General features: G+C 67.3%; 19 protein-coding genes. 10 read left to right on the forward strand and 9 right to left on the reverse strand.

What is annotated here, in order from left to right:
• Positions 1-9: 9 nt before the first annotated feature.
• Both AACH06_RS01965 and AACH06_RS01970 read right to left on the reverse strand, forming a co-directional pair.
• Complete coding sequence (locus AACH06_RS01965) at positions 10-1,797, reverse strand: ABC transporter ATP-binding protein (RefSeq protein ID WP_341423910.1); 1,788 nt, start codon at positions 1,795-1,797, stop codon at positions 10-12.
• A gap of 75 nt (positions 1,798-1,872) precedes the next feature.
• Positions 1,873-3,624 (reverse strand): ABC transporter ATP-binding protein, encoded by a 1,752-nt coding sequence (locus tag AACH06_RS01970; protein ID WP_341423911.1) that lies wholly within the window; start codon positions 3,622-3,624, stop codon positions 1,873-1,875.
• 164 nt (positions 3,625-3,788) lie between these two features.
• Here AACH06_RS01970 and AACH06_RS01975 point away from each other — a divergent pair, with 164 nt between their 5' ends.
• From AACH06_RS01975 to AACH06_RS01990, 4 genes are all read left to right on the forward strand, one after another.
• Positions 3,789-5,720: a PhoX family protein gene (locus AACH06_RS01975; RefSeq protein WP_341423912.1), complete on the forward strand. Its 1,932-nt coding sequence runs from the start codon at positions 3,789-3,791 to the stop codon at positions 5,718-5,720.
• 188 nt (positions 5,721-5,908) lie between these two features.
• Positions 5,909-6,361 (forward strand): Hsp20/alpha crystallin family protein, encoded by a 453-nt coding sequence (locus tag AACH06_RS01980; protein ID WP_341423913.1) that lies wholly within the window; start codon positions 5,909-5,911, stop codon positions 6,359-6,361.
• Between the two features lie 31 nt (positions 6,362-6,392).
• Positions 6,393-6,791 carry an Hsp20/alpha crystallin family protein gene (locus tag AACH06_RS01985; RefSeq protein ID WP_341423914.1) on the forward strand — a complete coding sequence of 133 codons (399 nt, stop codon included), beginning with the start codon at positions 6,393-6,395 and terminating at the stop codon, positions 6,789-6,791.
• Between the two features lie 70 nt (positions 6,792-6,861).
• Positions 6,862-7,998 (forward strand): S1C family serine protease, encoded by a 1,137-nt coding sequence (locus tag AACH06_RS01990; RefSeq protein ID WP_341423915.1) that lies wholly within the window; start codon positions 6,862-6,864, stop codon positions 7,996-7,998.
• 27 nt (positions 7,999-8,025) lie between these two features.
• On the opposite strand, the gene AACH06_RS01995 is transcribed toward AACH06_RS01990, so the two are convergent.
• The 3 genes from AACH06_RS01995 to AACH06_RS02005 form a co-directional block, all read right to left on the reverse strand.
• On the reverse strand, positions 8,026-9,420 hold the full coding sequence (locus AACH06_RS01995; protein WP_341423916.1) for a serine hydrolase domain-containing protein: 1,395 nt from the start codon (positions 9,418-9,420) through the stop codon (positions 8,026-8,028).
• Between the two features lie 114 nt (positions 9,421-9,534).
• The gene (locus AACH06_RS02000) at positions 9,535-10,494 is read right to left on the reverse strand and encodes a phosphotransferase enzyme family protein (RefSeq protein WP_341423917.1); all 960 of its coding nucleotides are present in this window, start codon (positions 10,492-10,494) and stop codon (positions 9,535-9,537) included.
• Positions 10,491-12,173 carry an electron transfer flavoprotein-ubiquinone oxidoreductase gene (locus AACH06_RS02005; protein WP_341423918.1) on the reverse strand — a complete coding sequence of 561 codons (1,683 nt, stop codon included), beginning with the start codon at positions 12,171-12,173 and terminating at the stop codon, positions 10,491-10,493. The genes AACH06_RS02000 and AACH06_RS02005 overlap by 4 nt, the downstream gene beginning before the upstream one ends.
• A 283-nt stretch (positions 12,174-12,456) precedes the next feature.
• Here AACH06_RS02005 and AACH06_RS02010 point away from each other — a divergent pair, with 283 nt between their 5' ends.
• The 3 genes from AACH06_RS02010 to AACH06_RS02020 are packed head-to-tail and all read left to right on the forward strand — an operon-like array spanning position 12,457 to position 14,363.
• Positions 12,457-13,239: an SDR family oxidoreductase gene (locus tag AACH06_RS02010; protein WP_341423919.1), complete on the forward strand. Its 783-nt coding sequence runs from the start codon at positions 12,457-12,459 to the stop codon at positions 13,237-13,239.
• Between the two features lie 13 nt (positions 13,240-13,252).
• On the forward strand, positions 13,253-13,909 hold the full coding sequence (locus tag AACH06_RS02015; protein ID WP_341423920.1) for a YceH family protein: 657 nt from the start codon (positions 13,253-13,255) through the stop codon (positions 13,907-13,909).
• Positions 13,910-13,943: 34 nt separating this feature from the next.
• Positions 13,944-14,363, forward strand: a complete 420-nt coding sequence (locus AACH06_RS02020) for an acyl-CoA thioesterase (protein WP_341423921.1) — start codon at positions 13,944-13,946, stop codon at positions 14,361-14,363.
• A 47-nt stretch (positions 14,364-14,410) separates the two neighbouring features.
• On the opposite strand, the gene AACH06_RS02025 is transcribed toward AACH06_RS02020, so the two are convergent.
• A complete protein-coding gene (locus AACH06_RS02025) occupies positions 14,411-15,436 on the reverse strand; it encodes a LytTR family DNA-binding domain-containing protein (protein ID WP_341423922.1) in 1,026 nt (341 codons plus the stop codon).
• A 137-nt stretch (positions 15,437-15,573) separates the two neighbouring features.
• On the opposite strand from AACH06_RS02025, the gene AACH06_RS02030 reads away from it, so the two are divergent.
• Entirely contained in the window at positions 15,574-16,845 is a 1,272-nt protein-coding gene (locus tag AACH06_RS02030; RefSeq protein WP_341423923.1) for an acyltransferase family protein, read from the forward strand.
• Positions 16,846-16,907: 62 nt separating this feature from the next.
• Here AACH06_RS02030 and AACH06_RS02035 read toward each other — a convergent pair whose 3' ends face one another.
• The 3 genes from AACH06_RS02035 to AACH06_RS02045 all read right to left on the reverse strand — a co-directional run bounded on the left by AACH06_RS02035 (position 16,908) and on the right by AACH06_RS02045 (position 19,790).
• On the reverse strand, positions 16,908-18,680 hold the full coding sequence (locus AACH06_RS02035; protein ID WP_341423924.1) for a right-handed parallel beta-helix repeat-containing protein: 1,773 nt from the start codon (positions 18,678-18,680) through the stop codon (positions 16,908-16,910).
• Positions 18,681-18,801: 121 nt separating this feature from the next.
• Complete coding sequence (locus AACH06_RS02040) at positions 18,802-19,344, reverse strand: LuxR C-terminal-related transcriptional regulator (protein WP_341424220.1); 543 nt, start codon at positions 19,342-19,344, stop codon at positions 18,802-18,804.
• 17 nt (positions 19,345-19,361) lie between these two features.
• Positions 19,362-19,790, reverse strand: a complete 429-nt coding sequence (locus AACH06_RS02045) for a PaaI family thioesterase (protein WP_341423925.1) — start codon at positions 19,788-19,790, stop codon at positions 19,362-19,364.
• A 99-nt stretch (positions 19,791-19,889) separates the two neighbouring features.
• Between AACH06_RS02045 and AACH06_RS02050 the strand changes: the two genes are divergently transcribed.
• Both AACH06_RS02050 and AACH06_RS02055 read left to right on the forward strand, forming a co-directional pair.
• Positions 19,890-20,591, forward strand: a complete 702-nt coding sequence (locus AACH06_RS02050) for a CoA transferase subunit A (protein ID WP_341423926.1) — start codon at positions 19,890-19,892, stop codon at positions 20,589-20,591.
• Positions 20,592-20,604: 13 nt separating this feature from the next.
• On the forward strand, positions 20,605-21,243 hold the full coding sequence (locus AACH06_RS02055; protein WP_341423927.1) for a CoA transferase subunit B: 639 nt from the start codon (positions 20,605-20,607) through the stop codon (positions 21,241-21,243).
• The last annotated feature ends 36 nt before the right edge of the window (positions 21,244-21,279 follow it).

A 21,279-nucleotide genomic window follows, 5' to 3' on the forward strand; every position in this document is an offset into this window, starting at 1 on the left:
CAGGGGCGATCAGCCAGCACTCAGGGCGTCGTCCTCGGTGCTCAGCTGCTGCAATTCCACCAGCCGGCGGTACAGACCGCTGTCGATGCGCATCAGCTCGTCGTGCGCGCCGAGCTCGGCGATGCGGCCGTGGTTGAGCACGACGATGCGGTCGGCGTCGCGGATGGTGGAAAGGCGGTGGGCGATCGAGATCAGCGTGAGGCGGCCGCGCAGTTGGGCCAGTGCCTGCTGCACGACGGCTTCGGTTTCGCTGTCGACGTGCGAGGTGGCTTCGTCGAGCAGCAGGATGCGAGGCTGGCCGGCGAGCGCGCGGGCGATGGCGATCAGCTGCTTCTCGCCGACGGCCAGGCGGGCGCCGCCTTCGCCCAGCTTGGTGTCGTAGCCTTGCTCGAGCCGGCTGATGAAGCCGTGGGCGCCCGCTGCGACGGCGGCGGCTTCAATCTGCGCCTGGCTCAGGTCGCGCCCCATCGCGATGTTCTCGCGTGCGCTGGCCGCCAGCAGGAAGGGCTCTTGCGGTACGAGCCCCACGGCATCCCGGAAAGCGGCCTCATCGAGCGTGGCGATGGGCTGGCCGTCGATCAGCAGTCGGCCCTCCGTCACCGGGTAGAAGCGCAGCAGCAATGACAGCAGGCTCGACTTCCCGCTGCCGGTGGGGCCCACGATGCCGATGAACTCGCCCGGGCGGATGTCGAGCGACACCTGGCGCAGCACCGGTGAGCCGGGGTTGTAGGCGAAGTCCAGCCGGTCGATGGTGACCGCGCCATCGGTCACGCGGCCGGCCGCCGCCGGGCGATCGGCCTCGGCTTCGTCCAGCAAGGTGTTCACACGCGCCGCCGCGATGATGGCCTGCTGCAACTGCGAGAACTGCATGGTGATCTGGATCAGCGGCTCGGTCACCCGGCCGACGTAGCTCACGAAGGCGTACAGCACGCCGACCTCGATCGCACTCAGGCTGCCGCCGGTTTCGCGCAGCCCGAACACCGCGATCACCACCGCCAGCATCGCCACATTGAGCAGGTCGAGCGCGGGGCGCAGCAGCAGCGCATTGGCCCGCAGCTCGGTGAGGCGGGAGTGGTAGTGATCGCTGTTGATGCGGGCGTAGCGGTCGCCATAGCCCAAGGTGGCGCCGGTGGCCTGCAGCACGGCCATGCCGGAGATGGATTCGGCGGTCTGGGCGTTCAGCTCGCTGCGCAGCTCGCGGGTGCGGGCCACGGCAGGCGCCGACAGCTTCTGGTAGAGGTAGACGATGCCGAAGACGGCCGGCACCAGCATGGTGACGATCAGCATCAGCCGCCAATCGAGGAAGGCCATCGTGAGCAGCAGGCTCGCCAGCATGATCAGGCAGTCGAGCATCACGAACAGCACCTGCACGTACAGCTGCTTGACCGCCTCGGTGTCGTTGGTGACCCGGCTGACCAGTTGCCCGGTGATGGCCTTGTCGAAGAAGCTCATCGGCAGCCGCAGCACATGGCCATACACCGATTCACGGATGCGGCGCACCGACCGCATCGCCACTCCGGCCAGGCGCGACAGCTGCCGGTAGCGCACCCAGCTGGCGACCCAGCCGGCCAGCAACGCGCCAATCAGCAGCCCGGCAATGTGGGCGAGGGCGGGGTCTCGGGGCAGCAGGTAGCGATCGATGTAGGCCTTGCCCAGCACCGGGCCCAGCGCGTCCAGGCCCGCAGCGACCGCGAGCCATGCCAGGCCGATCCAGAGGTGACGCGACTCGGGTTTGGCGGCGCGCCACAACAGCGCGGCCGCGCGATGGCCGGGGGATGGATGGCCGGGGGATGTCATGCAGGTCTCCCTGTCAACGCGCCCACGATGGCCGGCACGGGCGTCTGCCTCGAGAGCGCCCTGGGCTGTCTGTGTCTAGTCTTGCTCAAGCGATGCCTTCAGTTGCTGGATGCGCCATTGCTGGGCGTACCAGCTGTGCTCGACGCCCTTGTCCAGCAGTTGCGCATGGGTGCCGCGCTCGGCGAGGTGCCCATGGCGCAGCACGGCCACCACGTCCGCATCGGCCACGGCAGAGAGCCGGTGGCTCACCACGATCACCGTGCGGCCCTTTCGCTGCTCGCGCAGGTGGGCGAGGATGCGGTGCTCGGTTTCGGTATCGACCGCCGACAGCGCATCGTCCAGCAGCAGCAGCGGCGCATCGGCCAAGAGCGCCCGGGCGATCGCCACCCGCTGGCGCTGGCCGCCGGACAACGTCACCCCCCGCTCACCCACCGGCGTCTCGTAGCCCTGCGGCAGGCGCTGGATGTCGTCGTGCACCGCGGCCAGCTCGGCCACGGCCTGCACCTGCTCGCGGGTGGCCCCGGGCCGGGCCATGGCGATGTTGTCGGCCACGCTGGCGGAGAAGAGGATGGGTTCCTGCGGCACCCATGCGATGCCGGCGCGCAGGGCCTCGAGGGTGTAGTCCGGCAGCTTGATGTCGCCCCAGCTGATGTGGCCGGCCTGGGGCATCCACTGCCGCAGCAGCAGTTTCAACAGCGTGCTCTTGCCAGACCCGGTCGGGCCCACCAGGCCGAGGGTGGACCCCGGGGCGATGTGCAGCGACAGCCCGTCGAGCGCCGGGCGGGGCGCGCCGGGGTAGGCAAAACGCACGTCGCGCAAGACCAGTTCGCCCGGCTCTACCCGTTCGATGCTGCCGTCGTCGTCGATAGCCAGCGGCTCGTCCAGCACGGCCGATAGGCGCCCCCACGCGGCGCGGCCGCGTTGCCAGAGGGCCAGCACCCAGCCGGCAGCGAACATCGGCCAGATCAGTTGCACCAGATAAAGCTGGAAGCTGGTGAGCTGGCCGATGGTCAATTCGCCATGCCACACCAGCCATCCGCCGAGTGCCAAGGAGAGCACCACCGACGTGGCCAGCGTCATGCCCACCGCCGGCTCGTAGCGGGCCTCCCAGCGCTGCGACCAGAAGGCCGCGTCGGCCGCCTTCTCGGCCAGCTCGGCGAAGACCTTGGCACTGCGCGCCTCCAGGCCGAGCGCGCGCAGCGTGCGCACGCCCGAAAGGGTTTCCTGCACGTGGTCGTTCAGATCACCGAAGCGGTCCAGCGCTTCTTTCGAGCGCCCGTGCACGTGGCTGGAGATCCAGGCGAAGCTCCACGCCATGAAGGGGAAGGGCACCAGCGCGATCGCCGCCAGACGCCAGTCGACGCCGATGGCCATCGTGGTCACCACCAGCACCAGCGTCAGCGTGCCGTCGAAGCCCGCCAGCATGGCTTCGCCGGCGGCCATCTCGACCGCGTCGACATCGTTGGTCGCCAGGGCCATGAGGTCGCCAGTGCGGCGTGTCTGGTAGAAGCGCGGGCCTTGGTGGGCCAGCCGCTGGTAGAGCTGGCGTCGCAGCTCGACACCCATCTGGTAAGCCGCGGCGTACAGGCGCACCCGCCAGCCCACCCGCAGCAGGTAGATGCCCACGCCAGCGGCCAGCAGCAGGCCCAGCTCGCGCCACAGATCGGCCTGGCTGATCTGGCGGGCGACCAGCGCATCGACGAGATGGCCGATCTGCCGCGGCAGCCACACGGTGAGCAAGGCGATGCCCAGGAGCATGACCGCCGCTGACGCGTAGGCCGCGGCATGGCGGCGCACGAAGGCGCGGATCAGGGCGGCGAGCGACATCGGAAACGGGGCCGGGCAAAGCGGGCGATTCTAGAGACGCAGGCCTGCCCGAGCGCATCGCGATGACAATCGGCCCACGACGAGATGCCGTAGGGCGTGGCGGCGCCTTGCAGGCCGCTTCGCCGCACCGTTCCGATCACCTATCACCGGGCAGGAGCCACCGCATGGCCAAGAGTTTCAGCGAGATGGAAGATTCGAACCGCAGCGCCAACCTGAGCATCCATGAGGTGTCCGATCCGGCCCGCCGCGTCTGGTTGCGTGGCGGCTTGGCGGCGGCCACGGGCAGCCTGTTCGGCCCGGCGGTGTTGACGGCCTGCGCCGCCACGCCGTCCGCGAATTCGGCTGCGCCGGCCCTCGGCCGCTCGATCGGCTTCAAAGGCGTGGCCATGGCCGCCACCGACACCGTGGTGGTGCCAGAAGGCTACCGTGCCCAGGTGCTCTATCGATGGGGCGATCCGGTGGGCGTGGCCGGGCAGATGCCGGCTTTCAAGCCCGACGCCTCGAATACCGCCGCTGAGCAAGCGCTGCAGGCCGGCATGCACCACGACGGCATGGCGTTCTTCCCGCTCGATGGCGGCGCACGTCGAGGCGTGCTGGCGATGAACCACGAGTACGTCGACGATGGGCTGCTGCACCCCGATGGCGTCAAGACCTGGAGTGCGGAGAAGGCCTACAAGTCGATGGCCGCGCACGGCGTGTCGGTCATCGAAGTGGAGAAGACGCAGACCGGTTGGCAGACGGTGACACCGTCGCGTTATGCCCGGCGCATCACCGCGCGCACACCGATGCGCATCGCCGGCCCCGCCGCCGGCCACGCGATGATGAAGACGGCCGCCGATCCGGCCGGCACCCAGGTGCTCGGCACCTTCAACAACTGCGCCAATGGCCAGACGCCGTGGGGCACCTACCTGACCTGCGAAGAAAACTGGGCCGGCTACTTCGAGGGCCCCGAGCAACCCGATGCGCACCAGAAACGCTGGGGATTGAGGAAAGGCAGCGGCAGCTACTTCCGCTGGCACGAGGCCGACGAGCGCTTCGACGCCACCCGCCACCCCAACGAGTTCAACCGCTTCGGCTGGGTGGTCGAGATCGACCCGATGGACCCGACCAGCGTGCCGGTCAAGCGCACCGCACTCGGACGCGCCGCCCACGAAGGCGCGGCCACGGCGTTGACGCGCTCGGGCAAGGCGGTGGTCTACATGGGCGAGGACGCCCGCTTCGAATACATCTACAAGTTCGTCAGCCGCGATGCGATGAAGCCGGGTGGTTTGGCCGCCAACCGTGAGCTGCTGGACCATGGCACCTTGTACGTGGCGCGCTTCGATGCGGGTGGCCGAGGGGTGTGGCTGCCCATGGTGCACGGCCAGGGCCCGTTGACGGCGGCCGCCGGCTTTGCCGACCAGGGCGAGGTGCTCATCAAATCGCGCCAGGCCGCCGATGCGCTGGGGGCCACGAAGATGGACCGCCCCGAGTGGACGACGGTGGACATGGCCACCGGGCAGGTCTACTGCACGCTGACCAACAACACCGACCGGGGCAAGCCCGATCGCCCCGGCCCCGACGCCGCCAACCCCCGCGCGCCCAACACCATGGGCCAGATCATCCGCTGGAAGGAAGACGGTGACCTCGACGGCACCGCTTTCAGCTGGGATCACCTGGTGCTGGCGGGCGATCCGGCCCAAGAGCGCGAGGGAGCGCGGGGCAACATCCGCGGCGATTACTTCGGCAGCCCCGACGGGTTGTGGGTGGACCCGCGCGGGGTGTTGTGGATCCAGACCGATGCCTCGTCATCGGTGATGGGGCAGGGCGAATACAGCCGTTTGCCCAACAACCAGATGCTCGCTTGCGACCCCACCGACCCGAAAGGCCAGATCCGTCGGTTCTTGCTCGGGCCGACGGGTTGCGAGGTGACCGGCATCGCGATGGCCAGCGACCTGCGCACGATGTTCGTCAACATCCAGCATCCGGGGGAGTCGCCGTCCGAGCGCAGCGATCCGGCCCAGCCGAGCCGTTACTCCAAATGGCCGGACGGCGGCCGGCCGCGCTCGGCCACGGTGGTGATCACCAAGCTGGATGGCGGGGTGATCGGCACCTGAGGGGCGGGCCGCGTGGGGGCGCTGCGGTTTGATCTATCGCAACCATCTGGCCGATGGCCCCGGGCCCGATCCGCGGGCTTGAAAAATCGGCTCTTGAAGTCGAAAAACCTGCCCCTAACTCGGGTGCATGCGGCGCTGAAGTGAACTTCCCGGGCGCCGCGGTTTCACCCCTGAAAGGAGCAGCCATCATGTACGAAACCCTTTGGAGCTTCCCCGGCGGCGTGCTCGGCGAATTCGAGCGCCTGCGCCGTGAATTGGACGATGTCTTCGGCGGCAGCGGCATGCCCAGCAGCATCCGTTCGGTGGCGCCTGGCGCCTTCCCCGCCATCAACGTGGGCCAGACGCCCACCAGCGTCGAGGTGTATGCGTTCGCGCCGGGCATCGATGCCAGCAAGGTGGATGTCGTGATCGATCGTGGGGTGTTGACGATCTCGGGCGAGCGGCCGTCGTCGCTGCCGCGGGGCGATGCGAAGACCAGTGTCTACAACCACGAGCGTGCCAGCGGCACTTTCAAGCGGGCCGTCAACCTGCCCGACGATGTGGATGCCAGCCGCGTCAACGCCACCTACCGCGACGGTGTGCTGAACGTGAGCATCGCGCGCCGTGAAGAGGCGCAACCCAAGCGCATCACCGTGCAGTGATCGACGCCCACGCCGACGAAAGGAATCCATCATGAGCAACACCACCGAACTGCAAAAGACCACCGCCGCGCCCAACCCCGCCGAGCGTGGTGCCGACACCCGGGCCCTGCTGCCCCGCGTGGATGTCTATGAAGACGAGCGCGGCATCACGCTGCTGGCCGATCTGCCGGGCGTGCCGCGCGATCAGCTCGACATCAAGGTCGATGGCGAGACGCTGACGATCGAGGGCGCCGTCTCCACGACGACCCCGGCCGGGCTGCAGCCGGCGTATGTCGAGCTGCGGGTGCCGCGCTACCGCCGTGCTTTCACGCTCAGCCGCGAGCTGGATGCGAGCCGCATCGAAGCCAACCTGAAGGATGGCGTGCTGAACCTGCGCATCCCCAAGCAGGAGCATGCCCAGCCCCGCCGTGTGACGGTGCAGGTGGGCTGATGCGTCGCGCCCGCCTCGGCATGGTGGACGCCGCCGCCCAGCCGGGCGGGCACCCACCGGAGGGTCGCCGATGACGGTGCCCTCCAACGAAGGGCGGCAACGCCGCCGTGGTCTTTGGGCCGCGGCGGCGTTGGCCGTTGTGGCCGCCAGCGTCGGGCTGGTGAACCTGCCCCAGGCGGTGGCCAAGGCCAAGGCCGATGCCGCGCCGCGTGCGGTGGCGCCTCGCGGGCCGCTGTCCGGCGATGAGCAGAACAACATCGCCATCTTCAAGTCGGCCTCGCCCTCGGTGGTGAACATCACCGCGCTGACGGTCGAACGCGACTTCTTTTCGATGAATGTTCAGCAGGTGCCGCGCGGCACCGGCACCGGCTTCGTGTGGGATGAGCGCGGCCACATCGTCACCAACTTCCACGTGATCCAGGGCGCCAGCGCTGCTCGCGTGACGCTGGCCGACCAGACGAGCTACCGGGCCGAGCTGGTGGGGGCGTTTCCCGACCGCGACCTGGCGGTGTTGCGCATCGACGCGGCCAAGGCGCGCCTGCCGGCGCTGCCCATCGGCACCAGCAAGGATCTGCAGGTGGGTCAGCGCGTGTTCGCCATCGGCAACCCCTTTGGGCTGGACCAGACGCTCACCACCGGCATCGTCAGTGCGCTGGGCCGCGAGATCGAATCTGCGACCCGCCGCACGATCCGCGGTGTGATCCAGACGGACGCTGCCATCAACCCCGGCAACTCGGGCGGCCCGCTGCTCGATTCGGCCGGGCGGCTGATCGGCGTGACCACCGCGATCTACAGCCCCTCGGGCGCCAGCTCGGGTATCGGCTTCGCCATCCCGGTCGACGAGGTCAACCGCATCGTGCCGCGGCTGATCCGCGATGGCCGCATGGTGCGCCCGGCGCTGGGCATCAGCAGCGGTCCGGCGTCCTTGGCCCGGTCGCTCGATCTGCCGACGGGGGTGGCCCTGGTGGGCGTCACGCCGGGCGGGCCGGCGCAGCGGGCGGGCATCGAAGCCTTCCGACGCGGGCGCGATGGCCGGGTGGTGCAGGGCGACGTGATCACCGCGGTCAATGACGAGACCGTGGCCGACCTGGACGACCTGCTCAACGTGATCGAGCGGTTCCGGCCCGGTGACAAGGTGACGCTCACGCTGTGGCGCGGCGGACAGACGCGCAAGCAGACGGTCACGCTCGGCGAATCGAGCGAGTGATCGGGGCCGCCGCGGTGGCGGCCCTGCTCAGCCGTAGCGCGCTTTCAGCTCTTTGGCGGCGCGCGCCTCGCTCACCAGGCGCGTGCCGCCAATCCACACCTCGCTGATGCGGCCGCGCGCGTCCTGCGCGATGCGTGCGGTTTCGCCATGGTTGGCGAAGCCGCCGGCCAGGGTGATCAGGCCCTGGTCGATGCCGTTGCGCTGCCGGCCTTGGGGCTCGATCTGCGAGGCATCCAGCATCGGGTTGGGCCAGGCCGGGGTGGCGACGAGCACCCGGTCGCCGACGGGCACCAGGTCGAAAGCCCCCCACAGGCTCCAGTAGCGGCCCCGCCAATGGGCGGTGCGGCGGCTGGGCGCGCCATGCTTGGCAAAGGCCTGCAGGATGTGCAGCGCGCCATCGAGCCAGGGTTGCGCCGGGCCATCGGCGGCGTTGGTCAACACCGAGACGGTCAGATCCTGCTCGGGCACACAGCAGGTGCGGGTGATGGTGCCCTGGAAGCCGCCCGAGTGGCCGAACCATTCCCAGTCGCCCAGCTTGCCCGAGATCGTGCCCAGGCCGTACCAACGCTCGACCGTGCCGTAGGCATCCTTCCATTGCCGCCGGACCATCTCGCGCCGGCTCTCGACCGTGAGCACGCTGCGCTTGGCCGTGGGCGAGAGGCTGCCGAAGAAGAGGGCCAGGTCGCCGGCGGTACTGACAAAGCCCGTGGCCGCGGCCAGTGCGTTCGTGGGGTTGGTGGCCGGAACCACCAGCCGGCGGCCCAGCGGCAACTTGCTGCTGTGCCCCGATGCGAAGGGGGCGGAGATGCCTTCGACCGGCATGTCCGGCACGGTGTGCGGCAAGCCGGCGTCTGCCACGATCTCGCGAGCCATCCAATCGGCGTAGGGCTCACCGGTGACGGCCTCGATGACCAGCCCGAGCAGGCCGTAGCCGTGGTTCGAGTACTTGAAGCGGGTGTTGGGCTCGATCGTCGTGCCGTTGGCCAGGTCGTCCCGCAGGCCCTGCTCATCGAGGAAGGGGCGCCGGTCTTGCCACTGGCTGGCATCGATGCCGTCGCGGATGAGGCCGGCGCTGTGCGACAGCAACTGGGTCAACGTGGTCTCCGCCACGCCCGGGTGCAAGCCTTCGACGAAACGCCCGACGGGGTCGTCGAGCCGAAGCTGTTCCATTTCGCGCAGCTTCATGATGGCCGCCGCGGTGAAGCTCTTGCTGTGCGAGGCCACGCGGAAGCGGTGCTGCGGGGTCAGCTTGGCTGGCGCCGCCGGGGGCTCGGCCAGGCGAGCGTGTCCGAACGCGCCCTCGTAGATCAACTGGCCGCGGTGGGCCACGGCCACAGTGCAGCCCGGCTGCTCGGTCATCCGCATCTGGTGCTCGATCCATTGCGGCAGGTACTCGGTGGCGGCGGTCAGCCAAGAGGTCATCGTCAGTCCCTGGGGGTGTTGGTGGGTGGGCGGCGCAGCGATCGGTCGTGCCGAACGGCTGCCCGGTCCGCCATCTTGACAGGCCGCGCCAGTGCGCTGCGCCGGGAATGCCTCTCAGCCGCGGTCGCGGAAGAACTCTGCCGTGCGCTGAAGAAAGGCCCGGCCCCAGGGGCGCTCGTCCAGCGTGGGCCAGCAATCCAGCACCCATTCGATGGTGTTGATCATCCGCACCTCGATGTAGGCGTCCAGCTGCTGGTCGATGTGGGCGGGCAGGGGGCGTTCGCGCGCATAACCTTCGAGCAAGGCGGCGCGGTGACGAAGGTACATCGGTGCGTGGTCGTGGTTGCCGACCACCGGATGCTTGAGGTACTGCAGCACCGCCGCCAGATCCAGCGCGTGGTGGCCGCGGCCGCACTCGCTGAAATCGATCGCCCCGGCGGCCGTGCCCGCGAACAGCAGGTTCCAGGGGTGGAGGTCGGCGTGGATGAAGCCCCAGCTGCGGGCGTCTCGGGGAAAGCCGGCCAGTTCGTCCCGAAGGCGTCGTGCTGCCGATTGCACCTGGCGTTGTGCCGAGGCCGGAAAGTGGGGGTGAGGGGGGCGCGTGCCGTCTGCCCAGGCATCGAGATCGGGGCCGTCGCCCAGCCGGGTGCCGGCCAGCCGGCCTTGGGCTTGCAACTGCTCGCTGATGCGGTGCATCGCGCCGGCCAGGCGGCCGACCCGTTCGAGATGCACTGGGCGCAAGGCTTTGTCCAACAGGCGGCCGTGGACCCAGCTCAGCACCACGGCGGCACGGCCATCGAGCCAGGTCTGCACCAGGCCGCCATCCATCGCCGGGAAGGGGGTGGGCACGTGGAGGCCTTCGGCCCCGAGGGCCGACAGCCAAGTCACTTCGTCGGTGATGGCGACTTCGTCGCTCACCCGGGGCGGGTAGATGCGAAGCGCCAGGTCGGCCCGGTCACGCAGCGAGACTCGGTAGATCTCGCAATCCAGCCGCGCGATGCAGCGCGCCCGCACGACGTGCAGGCCGTAGCGTTCGGACAGCCAGGTCTGGAGCGCGACGGCCTGGGCGGTCACATGCCGGCGTAGTTCGGGCCGCCGCCGCCTTCCGGCGTGATCCAGACGATGTTCTGGGTCGGGTCCTTGATGTCGCAGGTCTTGCAGTGCACGCAGTTCTGCGCATTGATCTGCAAGCGGTCCTTGCCGTCGTCGGACTTCACGAACTCGTACACGCCGGCCGGGCAGTAACGGCTTTCGGGGCCGGCGAACTTGGCGAGGTTGACCGACACCGGCACGCTGTCATTTTTCAGCGTCAAGTGGGCCGGTTGGTTTTCTTCGTGGTTGGTGTTGCTGATGAACACCGACGACAGTCGATCGAAGCTCAGCTTGCCGTCCGGCTTGGGATAGCTGATGGGCGTGCACTGGTCGGCCGGCTTCAGGTACTCGTGGTCGGCCTTGGTCGCGTGCAGCGTCCACGGCGGGCTTTGCACGCCGAGCTTCGGCAGCAGCCACTGCTCGATGCCGGTCATCAGGTTGCCGACCAGGTGGCCCTTCTTGAACCAGAGCTTGAAGTTGCGCGTCTGCTGCAGTTCTTCGTTCAGCCAGCTCTTTTCGAAGGCTTCGGGATAGGCACTCAGCTCGTCGGCGCTGCGGCCGGCCTTCAGGGCGTCGAACAGCGCGTCGGCACAGAGCATGCCGCTCTTGATGGCCGCGTGGCTGCCCTTGATGCGCGCGGCGTTGAGGTAGCCCGCGTCGCAGCCGATCAGCGCGCCGCCGGGGAAGACGGTCTTCGGCAACGCCTGCGGCGTACCGTTGTTGATGGCGCGGGCGCCGTAGCCGATGCGCTTGCCACCTTCGATGTGCGCGCGAACCGCAGGGTGCGTCTTCCAGCGCTGCATTTCCTCGAAGGGGCTGAGGTACGGGTTGCCGTAGTCGAGCCCGATCACGAAGCCGAGCGTGACCTGGTTGCCTTCGAGGTGGTAGAGGAAGCCACCGCCGAAGGCATCGGTCATCGGCCAGCCGGCGGTGTGCACCACCAGGCCCGGCTTGGCCTTCTCGGCCGGGATCTCCCACAGCTCTTTGATGCCGATGGCGAAGCTTTGCGGATCCTTGCCATCAGCCAGCTTGTACTTGGCCAGCAACTGCTTGCCCAGGTGCCCGCGCGCGCCCTCGGCGAAGATCGTGTACTTGCCCACCAACTCCATGCCGAGCTGGAAACCGTCGTGAGGCTGGCCGTCCTTGCCGATGCCCATGTCCCCGGTGGCCACGCCGCGCACGCGCCCCTGGTCGTCGTACAGCACTTCGGCGGCCGAGAAGCCGGGGAAGATCTCGACGCCGAGCGATTCGGCGTGCTGGGCCATCCACTTCACCACGTTGCTCAACGAGATGACATAGCAGCCATGGTTGTGCAGCGTGCGGGGCACCAGCCAATCCGGGGTGCGCGTGGCGCCGTTTTCATTCAGGAAAAGGATGTCGTCGCCCGTGACCGGTTGGTTCAGCGGAGCGCCGAGCTCTTTCCAGTTCGGGATCAACTCGTTCATCGCGCGCGGGTCCATCACCGCGCCCGAGAGAATGTGCGCGCCCGGCTCAGAGCCCTTTTCCAGCACCACGACATTGACCTCGCCACCCTTCTCGGCGGCCAGCTGTTTCAGGCGGATGGCCGTGGCGAGGCCGGCAGGGCCGCCGCCGACGATCACCACGTCGTACTCCATCGATTCGCGGGGGCCGTATTGGGCGAGCAGGTCGGGGGCGGTCATGGGTGGTCTTTCGAGTGGGTACAGCGGCTGGGCCGGGCGGGCCGAAGGGGCCGCCCACCGGGCGACGCGGCCGCGCCCAGGCGGTCGGGCCCAGGCAAAGCGAGGCGCATTCTATAGGCTGCCGCTCAAAATAGAACGGTCGTGCTTTTCCTGTGTGGTCTGCATGCCGCAGCCGGCCGGGCGCGAAAGGCGCGCATGCCTTGCGCTGGCGACACGTGCGCGCCGGGCTGCGCGTGCTACTCTTTTTGCTTCCCTTTGCCGAACGCGCTGCGCGCCAACGACCATGAGCTACAACATCGATCTGTCCGGCCGCGTTGCCCTGATCACCGGCGCTTCCAGCGGGCTGGGGGCGCAGTTTGCCCGCACCCTGGCCAAGGCGGGCGCCGCGGTGGTGCTGTCCGCACGCCGTGTCGAGCGCCTGAAGACGCTGCGTGCCGAAATCGAAGGCGCGGGCGGTGATGCCCACGTCGTCGCCATGGATGTGAGCGATCCGGTCAGCATCCGGGCCGGTGTCGCCCATGCGGAGACCGAAGTGGGCACGCTCGACATCCTGATCAACAACGCCGGTGTGAGCACCACCCAGAAGCTGCTGGAGGTCACCCCCGAAGACTTCGACTACGTGATGGACACCAACGTGCGCGGCGCCTTCTTCGTCGCGCAGGAAGTGGGCAAGCGCATGGTGGCCCGGGCCCGCGGTGCCGCGCCGGGCACCTTCACCGGCGGCCGCATCGTCAACATCGCCTCGATGGCCGGCGTACGCGTGCTGAGCCAGATCGGTGTCTACGCGATGAGCAAGGCCTCGGTCATCCACATGACGCGCGCCATGGCGCTCGAATGGGGGCGCTATGACATCAACGTCAACTGCATCTGCCCGGGCTACATCGATACCGAGATCAACCACCACCACTGGCAGACGGATGCCGGCCAGAAGCTGGTGCAGATGCTGCCGCGCAAGCGCATCGGCAAGCCCGAAGACCTGGACCTGATGCTGCTCTCGCTCTGCGCGAAGGAAAGCCATTTCGTCAACGGCGCCGTCATCCAGGCCGACGATGGTTTCGGGGTCTGAAGGCGCGCTGACGATGGAGTTGAGAACCCTGACCCCCCTGGAAGCGCGGGTGCTCGGTGTGCTGGTCGAGAAGCAGCACACCGTGCCCGACACCTACCCGCTGTCGCTGAACGCACTGCAGTCGGGCTGCAATCAGAAGACGGCCCGCGCCCCGGTGATGGAGGCCAGCGAGGCCGATCTGCTGGTGGCTGTCGACAGCCTCAAGCACCTGCACCTGATCTTCGAGGTCAGTGGCAGCCGCGTCGCACGCTACGAACACAACCTGGGCCGGGTGCTCGGCGTGCCCAGCCAGTCGGTGGCCCTGCTGGCCGTGTTGATGCTGCGTGGTCCGCAAACCTCTGCGGAGCTGCGCCTGAACAGCGAGCGCCTGCACCGTTTTGCCGACATCTCGTCGGTCGAGGGCTTCCTCGACGAGTTGTCGACCAAGCAGCCGGCGCGTGTCGTGAAACTGGCTCGCGCGCCGGGCGAGCGTGAAGCACGCTGGGCGCACCTGTTGTGCGGCGAGCCGGTGCAACCTTCCGCCGCGTCGGGTGGCGTAGGGGCAGATGGCGGCGGTGTCGCCGCCGGTGAGGTGGCCGCCTTGCGAGGCGAGGTGAGCCGCCTGTCGGAAGAGCTGGCGTCGCTGCGGGCCGACCTGGCGGCCGTCAAGGCAGAGCTGGGCTTGAACTGAGGCGCCCAGTCCAGTGAAACGGAGAGCCTAGACGATGCGGTTCGAACTGCCTGCCGAGAAGAAGCTGACCTACGAGATGGTGATCCCCATTCGATGGGGCGACATGGATGCGATGGGTCATGTCAACAACACCGTCTACTTTCGCTACCTGGAGATCATCCGGGTGCAGTGGCTGCATTCGGTGGGCGGCGCGCCCGATCCGGCCGCGCAGGGGCCGGTCATCGTCAACGCGTTCTGCAACTTCATCAAGCAGCTCGAATTTCCCGGCGACGTCCTGGCGCGGCACTACGTGGCCAACCTGGGCCGTACCAGCTTCGACACCTTCATCACGATGGAGCGCACCGACCAGCCGGGTGTCATCTATGCCGAAGGCGGCGCAACCACGGTGTGGGTCGATTTCCCGGCAGGCAAATCGGTGCCGGTGCCTGATTGGCTTCGGGCCCTCATCGCCTGAGCTGCTGGTGTCGTGGGCGTGCGTGCGGCCCGCACGGGTGACGACGCTCAGCCGCGCAGGCGTTCACGCAGCGCGTCGAGGTAGGTGCGGCTGCAAGGCAAGGTGCTGGTGCCATCGGCCATCCTCAGGCGCGCGTCGCCCGATTCGGTCGGCTCGATCACCGCGACCATCGCCAGGTTGGCGAGGTAGCTGCGGTGCACGCGAACAAAGCCGTGCGCCTGCAGTCGGCGCTCCATCGTCGCGAGCGTCGATCGCAACGGGTAGTCATGCTGCCGGCGATGCAGGTTCACATAGTTGCCGCAGGCCTGCACCCATTCGATCTCTTCGGTGGGCAGCAGAAACTCCTTGCCCAGCTTCTTGATGAGAAAGCGCTCGGGAGGGGCGGCGGCCACGGCTTCCGGGATGCCGGGCTCTTGGTCGGCGCTTTGAAGGGACGGGTCGGTGGTTGGCCCATTTGGTTGCTCATTCGGTGGCCCGTTCGGTAGCTCAAGCGCAGGCACGGACAGCGAAGCGGCTGGTTGGGCACTTGCTGAAGTGCCAGGCTCGGTTCTCTCGTCATCGTCTGGCGCCTGCAGCACCGACGCTTCACCCTGCCACCGCCAGAGCAGCAATCGGTAGCCCAGCATGATGCCGACGATCAGGCTGTAGCTGCGCACATCCTTGAGCGCCTCGTAGGCCAGCTCGGTGGGCCAATGGCCGAAGTCGTAGACAGCGCCCTGAGCCCGGTAGACGAGCTTGCGCAGCCCCACCATTGCCAGCACGTGCAGCAGGCTGATCCCCAGGCTGGCCGCCAGGTGCCAGGGCAGGTGGGCCCGCAACACGCCCAGGTAAAGCGGGCGGAGCTGCAACACCCAGGCGACGGCCGGCACGAGCACCAGCCATGCCAAGTTGCTGCTCGCTTCCCAGGTGATCCATTCCCAGGGCTCGAAAGGCAGCGCGAGTCGCCGCACGTCGACTGCGAGCGTCAGGCTGTTGGCGGCGATCTGCAGGGTGAACAGCAGGCACCAGCCCGTCACCTCGATCGCACGCCGGTGGGCCAGATAGCGCTGGAGCAGGTCGTCGCGGGCTTGCATGGGGGCCGCAGTGTAGCCACGGCTGGCGCCGGGCGGTCCGCGGCTCGTCCCCGGGGGCGAGCGGCTCGTCACATTCCGAACCCACCGCGCTTCGGGGCCCTCACGCTGCAGGTCTTGTTCGACTTGCCCGGGCCTTCATGCCATCGACATCGACTTCGTCTTCCCCACGTCTGACCGAGCTGGACTGGCTGCGCATCGGCGCCTTCGGGCTGCTCATCCTCTACCACTGCGGCATGTTCTATGTCAGCTGGGACTGGCATGTGAAATCGCCACGGATCGTCACTGCGCTGGAGCCGTGGATGCGCCTGGTGAGCCCTTGGCGCATGTCACTTCTGTTCGTGATCTCGGGTGCCGCGACCGCGCTCATGGCGGCCGGTGGCCGGCCCTTTGCGGCTTCACGCAGCCGGCGTCTGCTGTGGCCGCTGCTGTTCGGCATGGCGGTCGTGGTGCCACCGCAGGCCTGGCTGGAAGTCGTCGAGAAGGTGGGCTACCGCGGCAGCTATCTGGACTTTCTCGGCTTGTACTACCAGGGTTATGGTGGCTTCTGCCGGGGTGACGATTGCCTGAAGCTGCCGACCTGGAATCACCTGTGGTTCCTGCCCTACCTCTGGGTCTACACCGTGATGTGGGCGCTGGTGTGGCGCGACGGTGGTGCCTTGTCGAAGAGGATCGACGCCGCGGTGCGCGGGTTGGCCAGGGGCGGGCGGTGGCTGTGGCTGCCGATGGTCTTCTTCGCGCTGGCACGGGTGCTGCTGTTGGAACGATTCCCCACCACCCACGACCTGCTGCACGATGCCTACATGCACGTGGTCTACGCCACGATGTTCGTGCTGGGTTTCGTAGGCTTCGGCGATCGGTCCGATGCGCGCGGCGCGTGGGCTGCGGCGCAGCGCCTACGTTGGTGGGCACTGGCCGCCGCGGTGATCGCAACGCTGCTGGTCGAAGGCTGGCTCGTCGCGGGGGACGAGCCAGGGCCCGTTGCGCTCACCGCGGCGCGCGCGTTGAACGGCGTGCGCCAGTGGGCGCCGATCCTGGCGCTGCTCGGCTTCGCGCGTCGGCACCTGGCCGGGCGAGATCACCCGTGGCGCGCGAGGCTGAGCGAGGCGGTGTTCCCGGCTTACATCGTCCACCAGACGGTGACAGTGGCTGTCGGCCACCTGATCGCGCCCCTCGCCTGGCCGCAGCCGCTGGAAGCCGCCGTGCTGGTGGCTTCGACCTTGCTGGCGTGCTGGGTTGCATGGCGGCTGGCCCGGCACGCGCGATGGCTGCGGCCGTTGATGGGGTTGGACGCAGCCCAGCGCCCACGGCCGTTCAACTCGTCAGCAGGCGATGGACCAGCTCCGGCGTCGACACCGACGTCAATGCGTGAGACTGTCCATCCCGCTGGGGGCCGGTCCGGGGAGGGTTGACGAAATGACCGCGCAATTTGGCCATCGATCCCGCCACCCAAGTCGCAAACCAGTCCGGAAGACTACTTCTTGAGCTCGTGGGCTCCCATGTCCCATGCCCCCAGCGCTCGCTTGTTGCCGAAAAAGTCGTGCCAGACGAATGGCACGGGGACGGTGTACCCGGCGACGTCGATCGCCGGTGATCCGGAGGTGAGTTGGTAGTCGGCAGTCGCGGCGCCCCCCGCATGGACAAACTGCGGATCGGCGAAGATGTCGCTCGGGTGCACGCAGCTTGATGGCACAGCCGTCGACGCCCACCAGAGGTTGGACATGCAATCGAACCCGACGGTTGGCACTTTGGCCACCGGCCAAGTCGAGTCGCGGGAAACCCAGATATTGCTTTGAATGGCGTTGCCCAGGTGATTGCGCGTGTCGACGATGGCCAGCGCGTTCTCCCAAGTTCGGTAGACGGTGTTGTTCAGAATGTTGACGTTCTGCAGCCCGGTCTTGTCGATTGGCTGGTAGTGGTCCGTGGGCTCCCAATAGAAGTTGATGCCGAAGCGTCCATTGATCGCCAGGTTGTTGCTGATGCTCAATGCGGACAGAGGCTTGTAGTTGTCGTACTCTGCTTTCTCGTTGGCCAGCCCGATTCCACCTGCTGGCGCGCCGCAGCGGTAGAAGGCCGTCAACGCTGGATCGTTGATGGCTTGGTTGCGATCAACGGTGCTGTTAGACGCGTTGTTCAGGTAGAGGTTGACGCCGAAGTTGTCGTGCGAGTTGTTCTGCACGAGCGTTCCGCGAGTGGCGTCGTTGAGCGTGATGCCCTCGCCAAAGTTCTGAAAGACGTGATTGCCTTGAATGAGCACTCCGTCTGTCTGGCTGACGTTCAGTGCAGATGGCCAGCCGAAGCCCTGGCATCGAGGCGTACCGGTGTATTCGTTGAGCATGACGGCCTTGGTGACGGTGTTGTCGAGCACCTTCACATTGGCGTGGCGAGTGCGCACGGCCCAGTTGTAGGGGCCCGCCAGGTAGATGGCCGAGCCTGCAATGTCTTCCACCCAGTTGCGTTCGATGGTCAGGTTTTCCGAAGGCCTGGCCTTGATCCCATCTTTGCCTTTGCCGTCCGCCGTGACCTTGCGCACGGATTTGACTGTGTTGCCGGCGATCGTCGCGCCGACGGTTTCGACGACGACGATGCCGTCCCCGTTGGTGACGTTCTGGATGGCGTTGCCGGAGATGGACACCGTGTTGCCCAGCATCACGTACACGGCGGTGTTGACGTTGTCGCGGATGTCGTTGTTGTCGACGACGACACTCAGGTCGGTGTTGCGCCGGCCTTCGACATGCACGGCGTACACCTTGCCGTTGCGCAGTCGGTTGCCTGACACCTGAATGTCGCGGCTGCCTGCCTGAATGTGGATCAGGCTGCCGTCCGGGGTGCCCGCGCCATCGATCGTCAGACCCGACAGCCTGATCCGGCTGGATCCCTCGATCGAAATGCAGTCCGGCGTGGGGTCTTCCGGGCGGGCCCGCTGCACCCGGCAGTCCAATTTGTATTCACCGCCCTGAACCCTGGGTTCGCCTCGAAGCGTGATGCTGGCGCCGGGGTTCTCGACGATTTTGATGCGCTGGGTGACGACGTAAGTGTCGAGCACGGTCACGACATCGCCGCCACGAAGTATGTGGTCGCTGAAGACTTTGGAAAGGTTGCCCCAGGGCTGTTGTTTCGTGCCGGGGCCGCTGTTGTCGGGCGTGCCATTGGATGCAACGTAGTAGTTGGCCGCGCAGGCCGCCGAAGGCAATGCCTGCAGAAGCATCCATGCCGATGCCGCCAGCAAGTTTCGAATGGGTTTCACTGTCTTCCCTGGATTTGCTATGGAAGACGGATTGTGGTGAAGGCGGCTTGCGGCCTCAGCCTTGCTCAGGTCGACTTAGGGGGTGTCTTTGGTCATTGAGGCTGCTTAGCGTGTCAAGGCGTCAGCCGCCGAGCAGTCGATGCACCAACTCTGGGGTGGTGCTGGCCCCCACCTTGCGCATCAGCCGCGCCCGGTAGACATCCACCGTTCGAGGGCTGATGGACAGCTTCTTGCCGATTTGCTTGCTGGTGGCGCCGTCGATCAGCAGCGCGGCGATCTCGCGCTCGCGGGGGGTGAAGTCGACTTTCAGCACACGGCGGGCCGAGAGGTCTTCAAAGCTCCAGATGCCGGCGGCGTGTGGGTCGGCCGCGTCGAGCGCCCGGCCGGACACATGGCACCAGAAGAGTTCACCGTCCATGCGCTTCATCACCCGATCGTCGGCGTAGAAGCCGTCGGCGTCGAGGCTGGCCACGATGCGCTCGCCAGTGCGCTCGTACTCATCGGTGCTGGGGTACAACGCTTCGAACGAGCGGCCGATCAGCTGATCGGCCTGGGCGCGGAACATTTCCAGTACGCGCCGATTGCAGTCGACCACCAGGCGACGGCGCGACAGGATCATGCCGATCGGCGCCAGATCGAAGGCGGTGCGGTAGTCCAGATCGATGGGCGGCGGCGCGGCGGTCACAGCAGGGCGTAGGTGGTGGTGGCGTGGGTGGCCAGCTTGCCGTCGGGCAGCAGGCATTCGATCTCGCCGAAATACAGCTGGCGGCCCGGTTTCAGCACTCGGGCCACCACGGTGACCTCACCCACATCCTTGGGCACGGGGCGCATGAAGCTGGTCTGCAGCTGCACGGTGGTCATGGGCCTGAAGCCCCCGAGGTGCGCGCTGACGGCCAGCACCATCGCCGTATCGGCCGCCGCCATCAGCGTCTGGCCGCAGAGCACGCCGCCGCCATGCACGTGGCGGGCCCCCACCGGCAGCGCCAGCATCACGCCATCGGGCTCCACAGCCCGCACCACCAGGTCCAGCTCTTGCACCCAGGGGGCGAACATCGTGGCCAGCAGGCTTTGCAGTTCGGCCACGCCGACCGGGGAAGTCGAATCAGTCATCTCTCGGACACGCCTTTAGTCAAATCTACGTAACGACTACTTAATGTGTTACGTAGTACCCTTCGTGCCCATCCGAACAAGCCCGGAGACTGGAAAGACATGAACAAGGTTTACCCGAGCGCCGCCGCGGCGCTGGAAGGCATCGTCAAGGACGGCCAGTTGATGGCTGTCGGCGGCTTCGGCCTCTGCGGCATTCCCGAGGCGCTGATCGATGCGCTGCAGGCCAGCGGCGTCAAAGGCCTGACGGTGATCTCGAACAACGCCGGCGTCGATGGTTTTGGCCTCGGCAAGCTGCTGGCCACCCGGCAGATCAAGAAGATGATCTCGAGCTACGTGGGCGAGAACAAGGAGTTCGAGCGCCAGTACCTTTCGGGCGAGCTGGAGCTGGAGTTCACGCCGCAGGGCACGCTGGCCGAGAAGCTGCGTGCAGGCGGTGCCGGCATCCCGGCCTTCTTCACCAAGACCGGTGTCGGCACCATCGTGGCCGAGGGCAAGGAAACCCGCGAATTCGACGGCCACACCTATGTGATGGAACGTGCGCTGACGCCCGAGGTGTCGCTGGTGAAGGCGCACATCGCCGACAAGAGCGGCAACCTGGTGTTCCGCCGCACGGCGCGCAACTTCAACCCGAACGTGGCGCAGGCCGGCAAGATCACCGTGGTCGAGGTCGAGAAGATCGTCGAGACCGGTGAGCTGGACCCGGACCAGATCCACTTGCCCGGCATCTTCGTGCACCGCATCGTGCTGAACGCCACGCCGGAAAAGCGCATCGAACAACGTACCGTCCGCAAGGCCGCCTGAAGGAGACCACGACATGGCATGGACCCGCGATGAAATGGCCGCCCGCGCTGCGAAGGAACTGCAGGACGGCTTCTATGTGAACCTGGGCATCGGCCTGCCCACCCTCGTCGCCAACCATGTGCCCGCGGGCATGGAGGTGTGGCTGCAAAGCGAGAACGGCCTGCTGGGCATCGGCCCTTTCCCGACCGAGGACGAAGTCGATCCGGACATGATCAACGCCGGCAAGCAGACGGTGACGACGCTGCCGGGCTCGTCCATCTTCAGCAGTGCGGACAGCTTCGGCATGATCCGCGGCGGCAAGATCAACCTGGCCATCCTGGGGGCGATGCAGGTCAGCGAGCACGGCGACCTGGCCAACTGGATGATCCCCGGCAAGATGGTCAAGGGTATGGGCGGTGCGATGGACCTGGTGGCCGGCGTGGGCCGGGTGATCGTGCTGATGGAGCACGTGGCGACCAAGAAAGACGGCACCACCGACCTGAAGATCATCCCGAAGTGCACGCTGCCGTTGACGGGTCTCGGCGTGGTCAACCGCATCATCACCGACCTGGCGGTGATGGATGTGACGCCACAAGGCTTGAAGCTGGTGGAGCTGGCCGAAGGCGTGACCCGCGAGGAAGTGCAGGCCAAGACCGGCGTGCCGCTGCACTGACCGGCAGCCGTTGTCGCCACAAGTAAAAACGCCGGC

It is taken from the genome of Ideonella lacteola (assembly GCF_038066555.1).
In the GTDB taxonomy this organism is placed as follows: domain Bacteria; phylum Pseudomonadota; class Gammaproteobacteria; order Burkholderiales; family Burkholderiaceae_C; genus Ideonella; species Ideonella lacteola.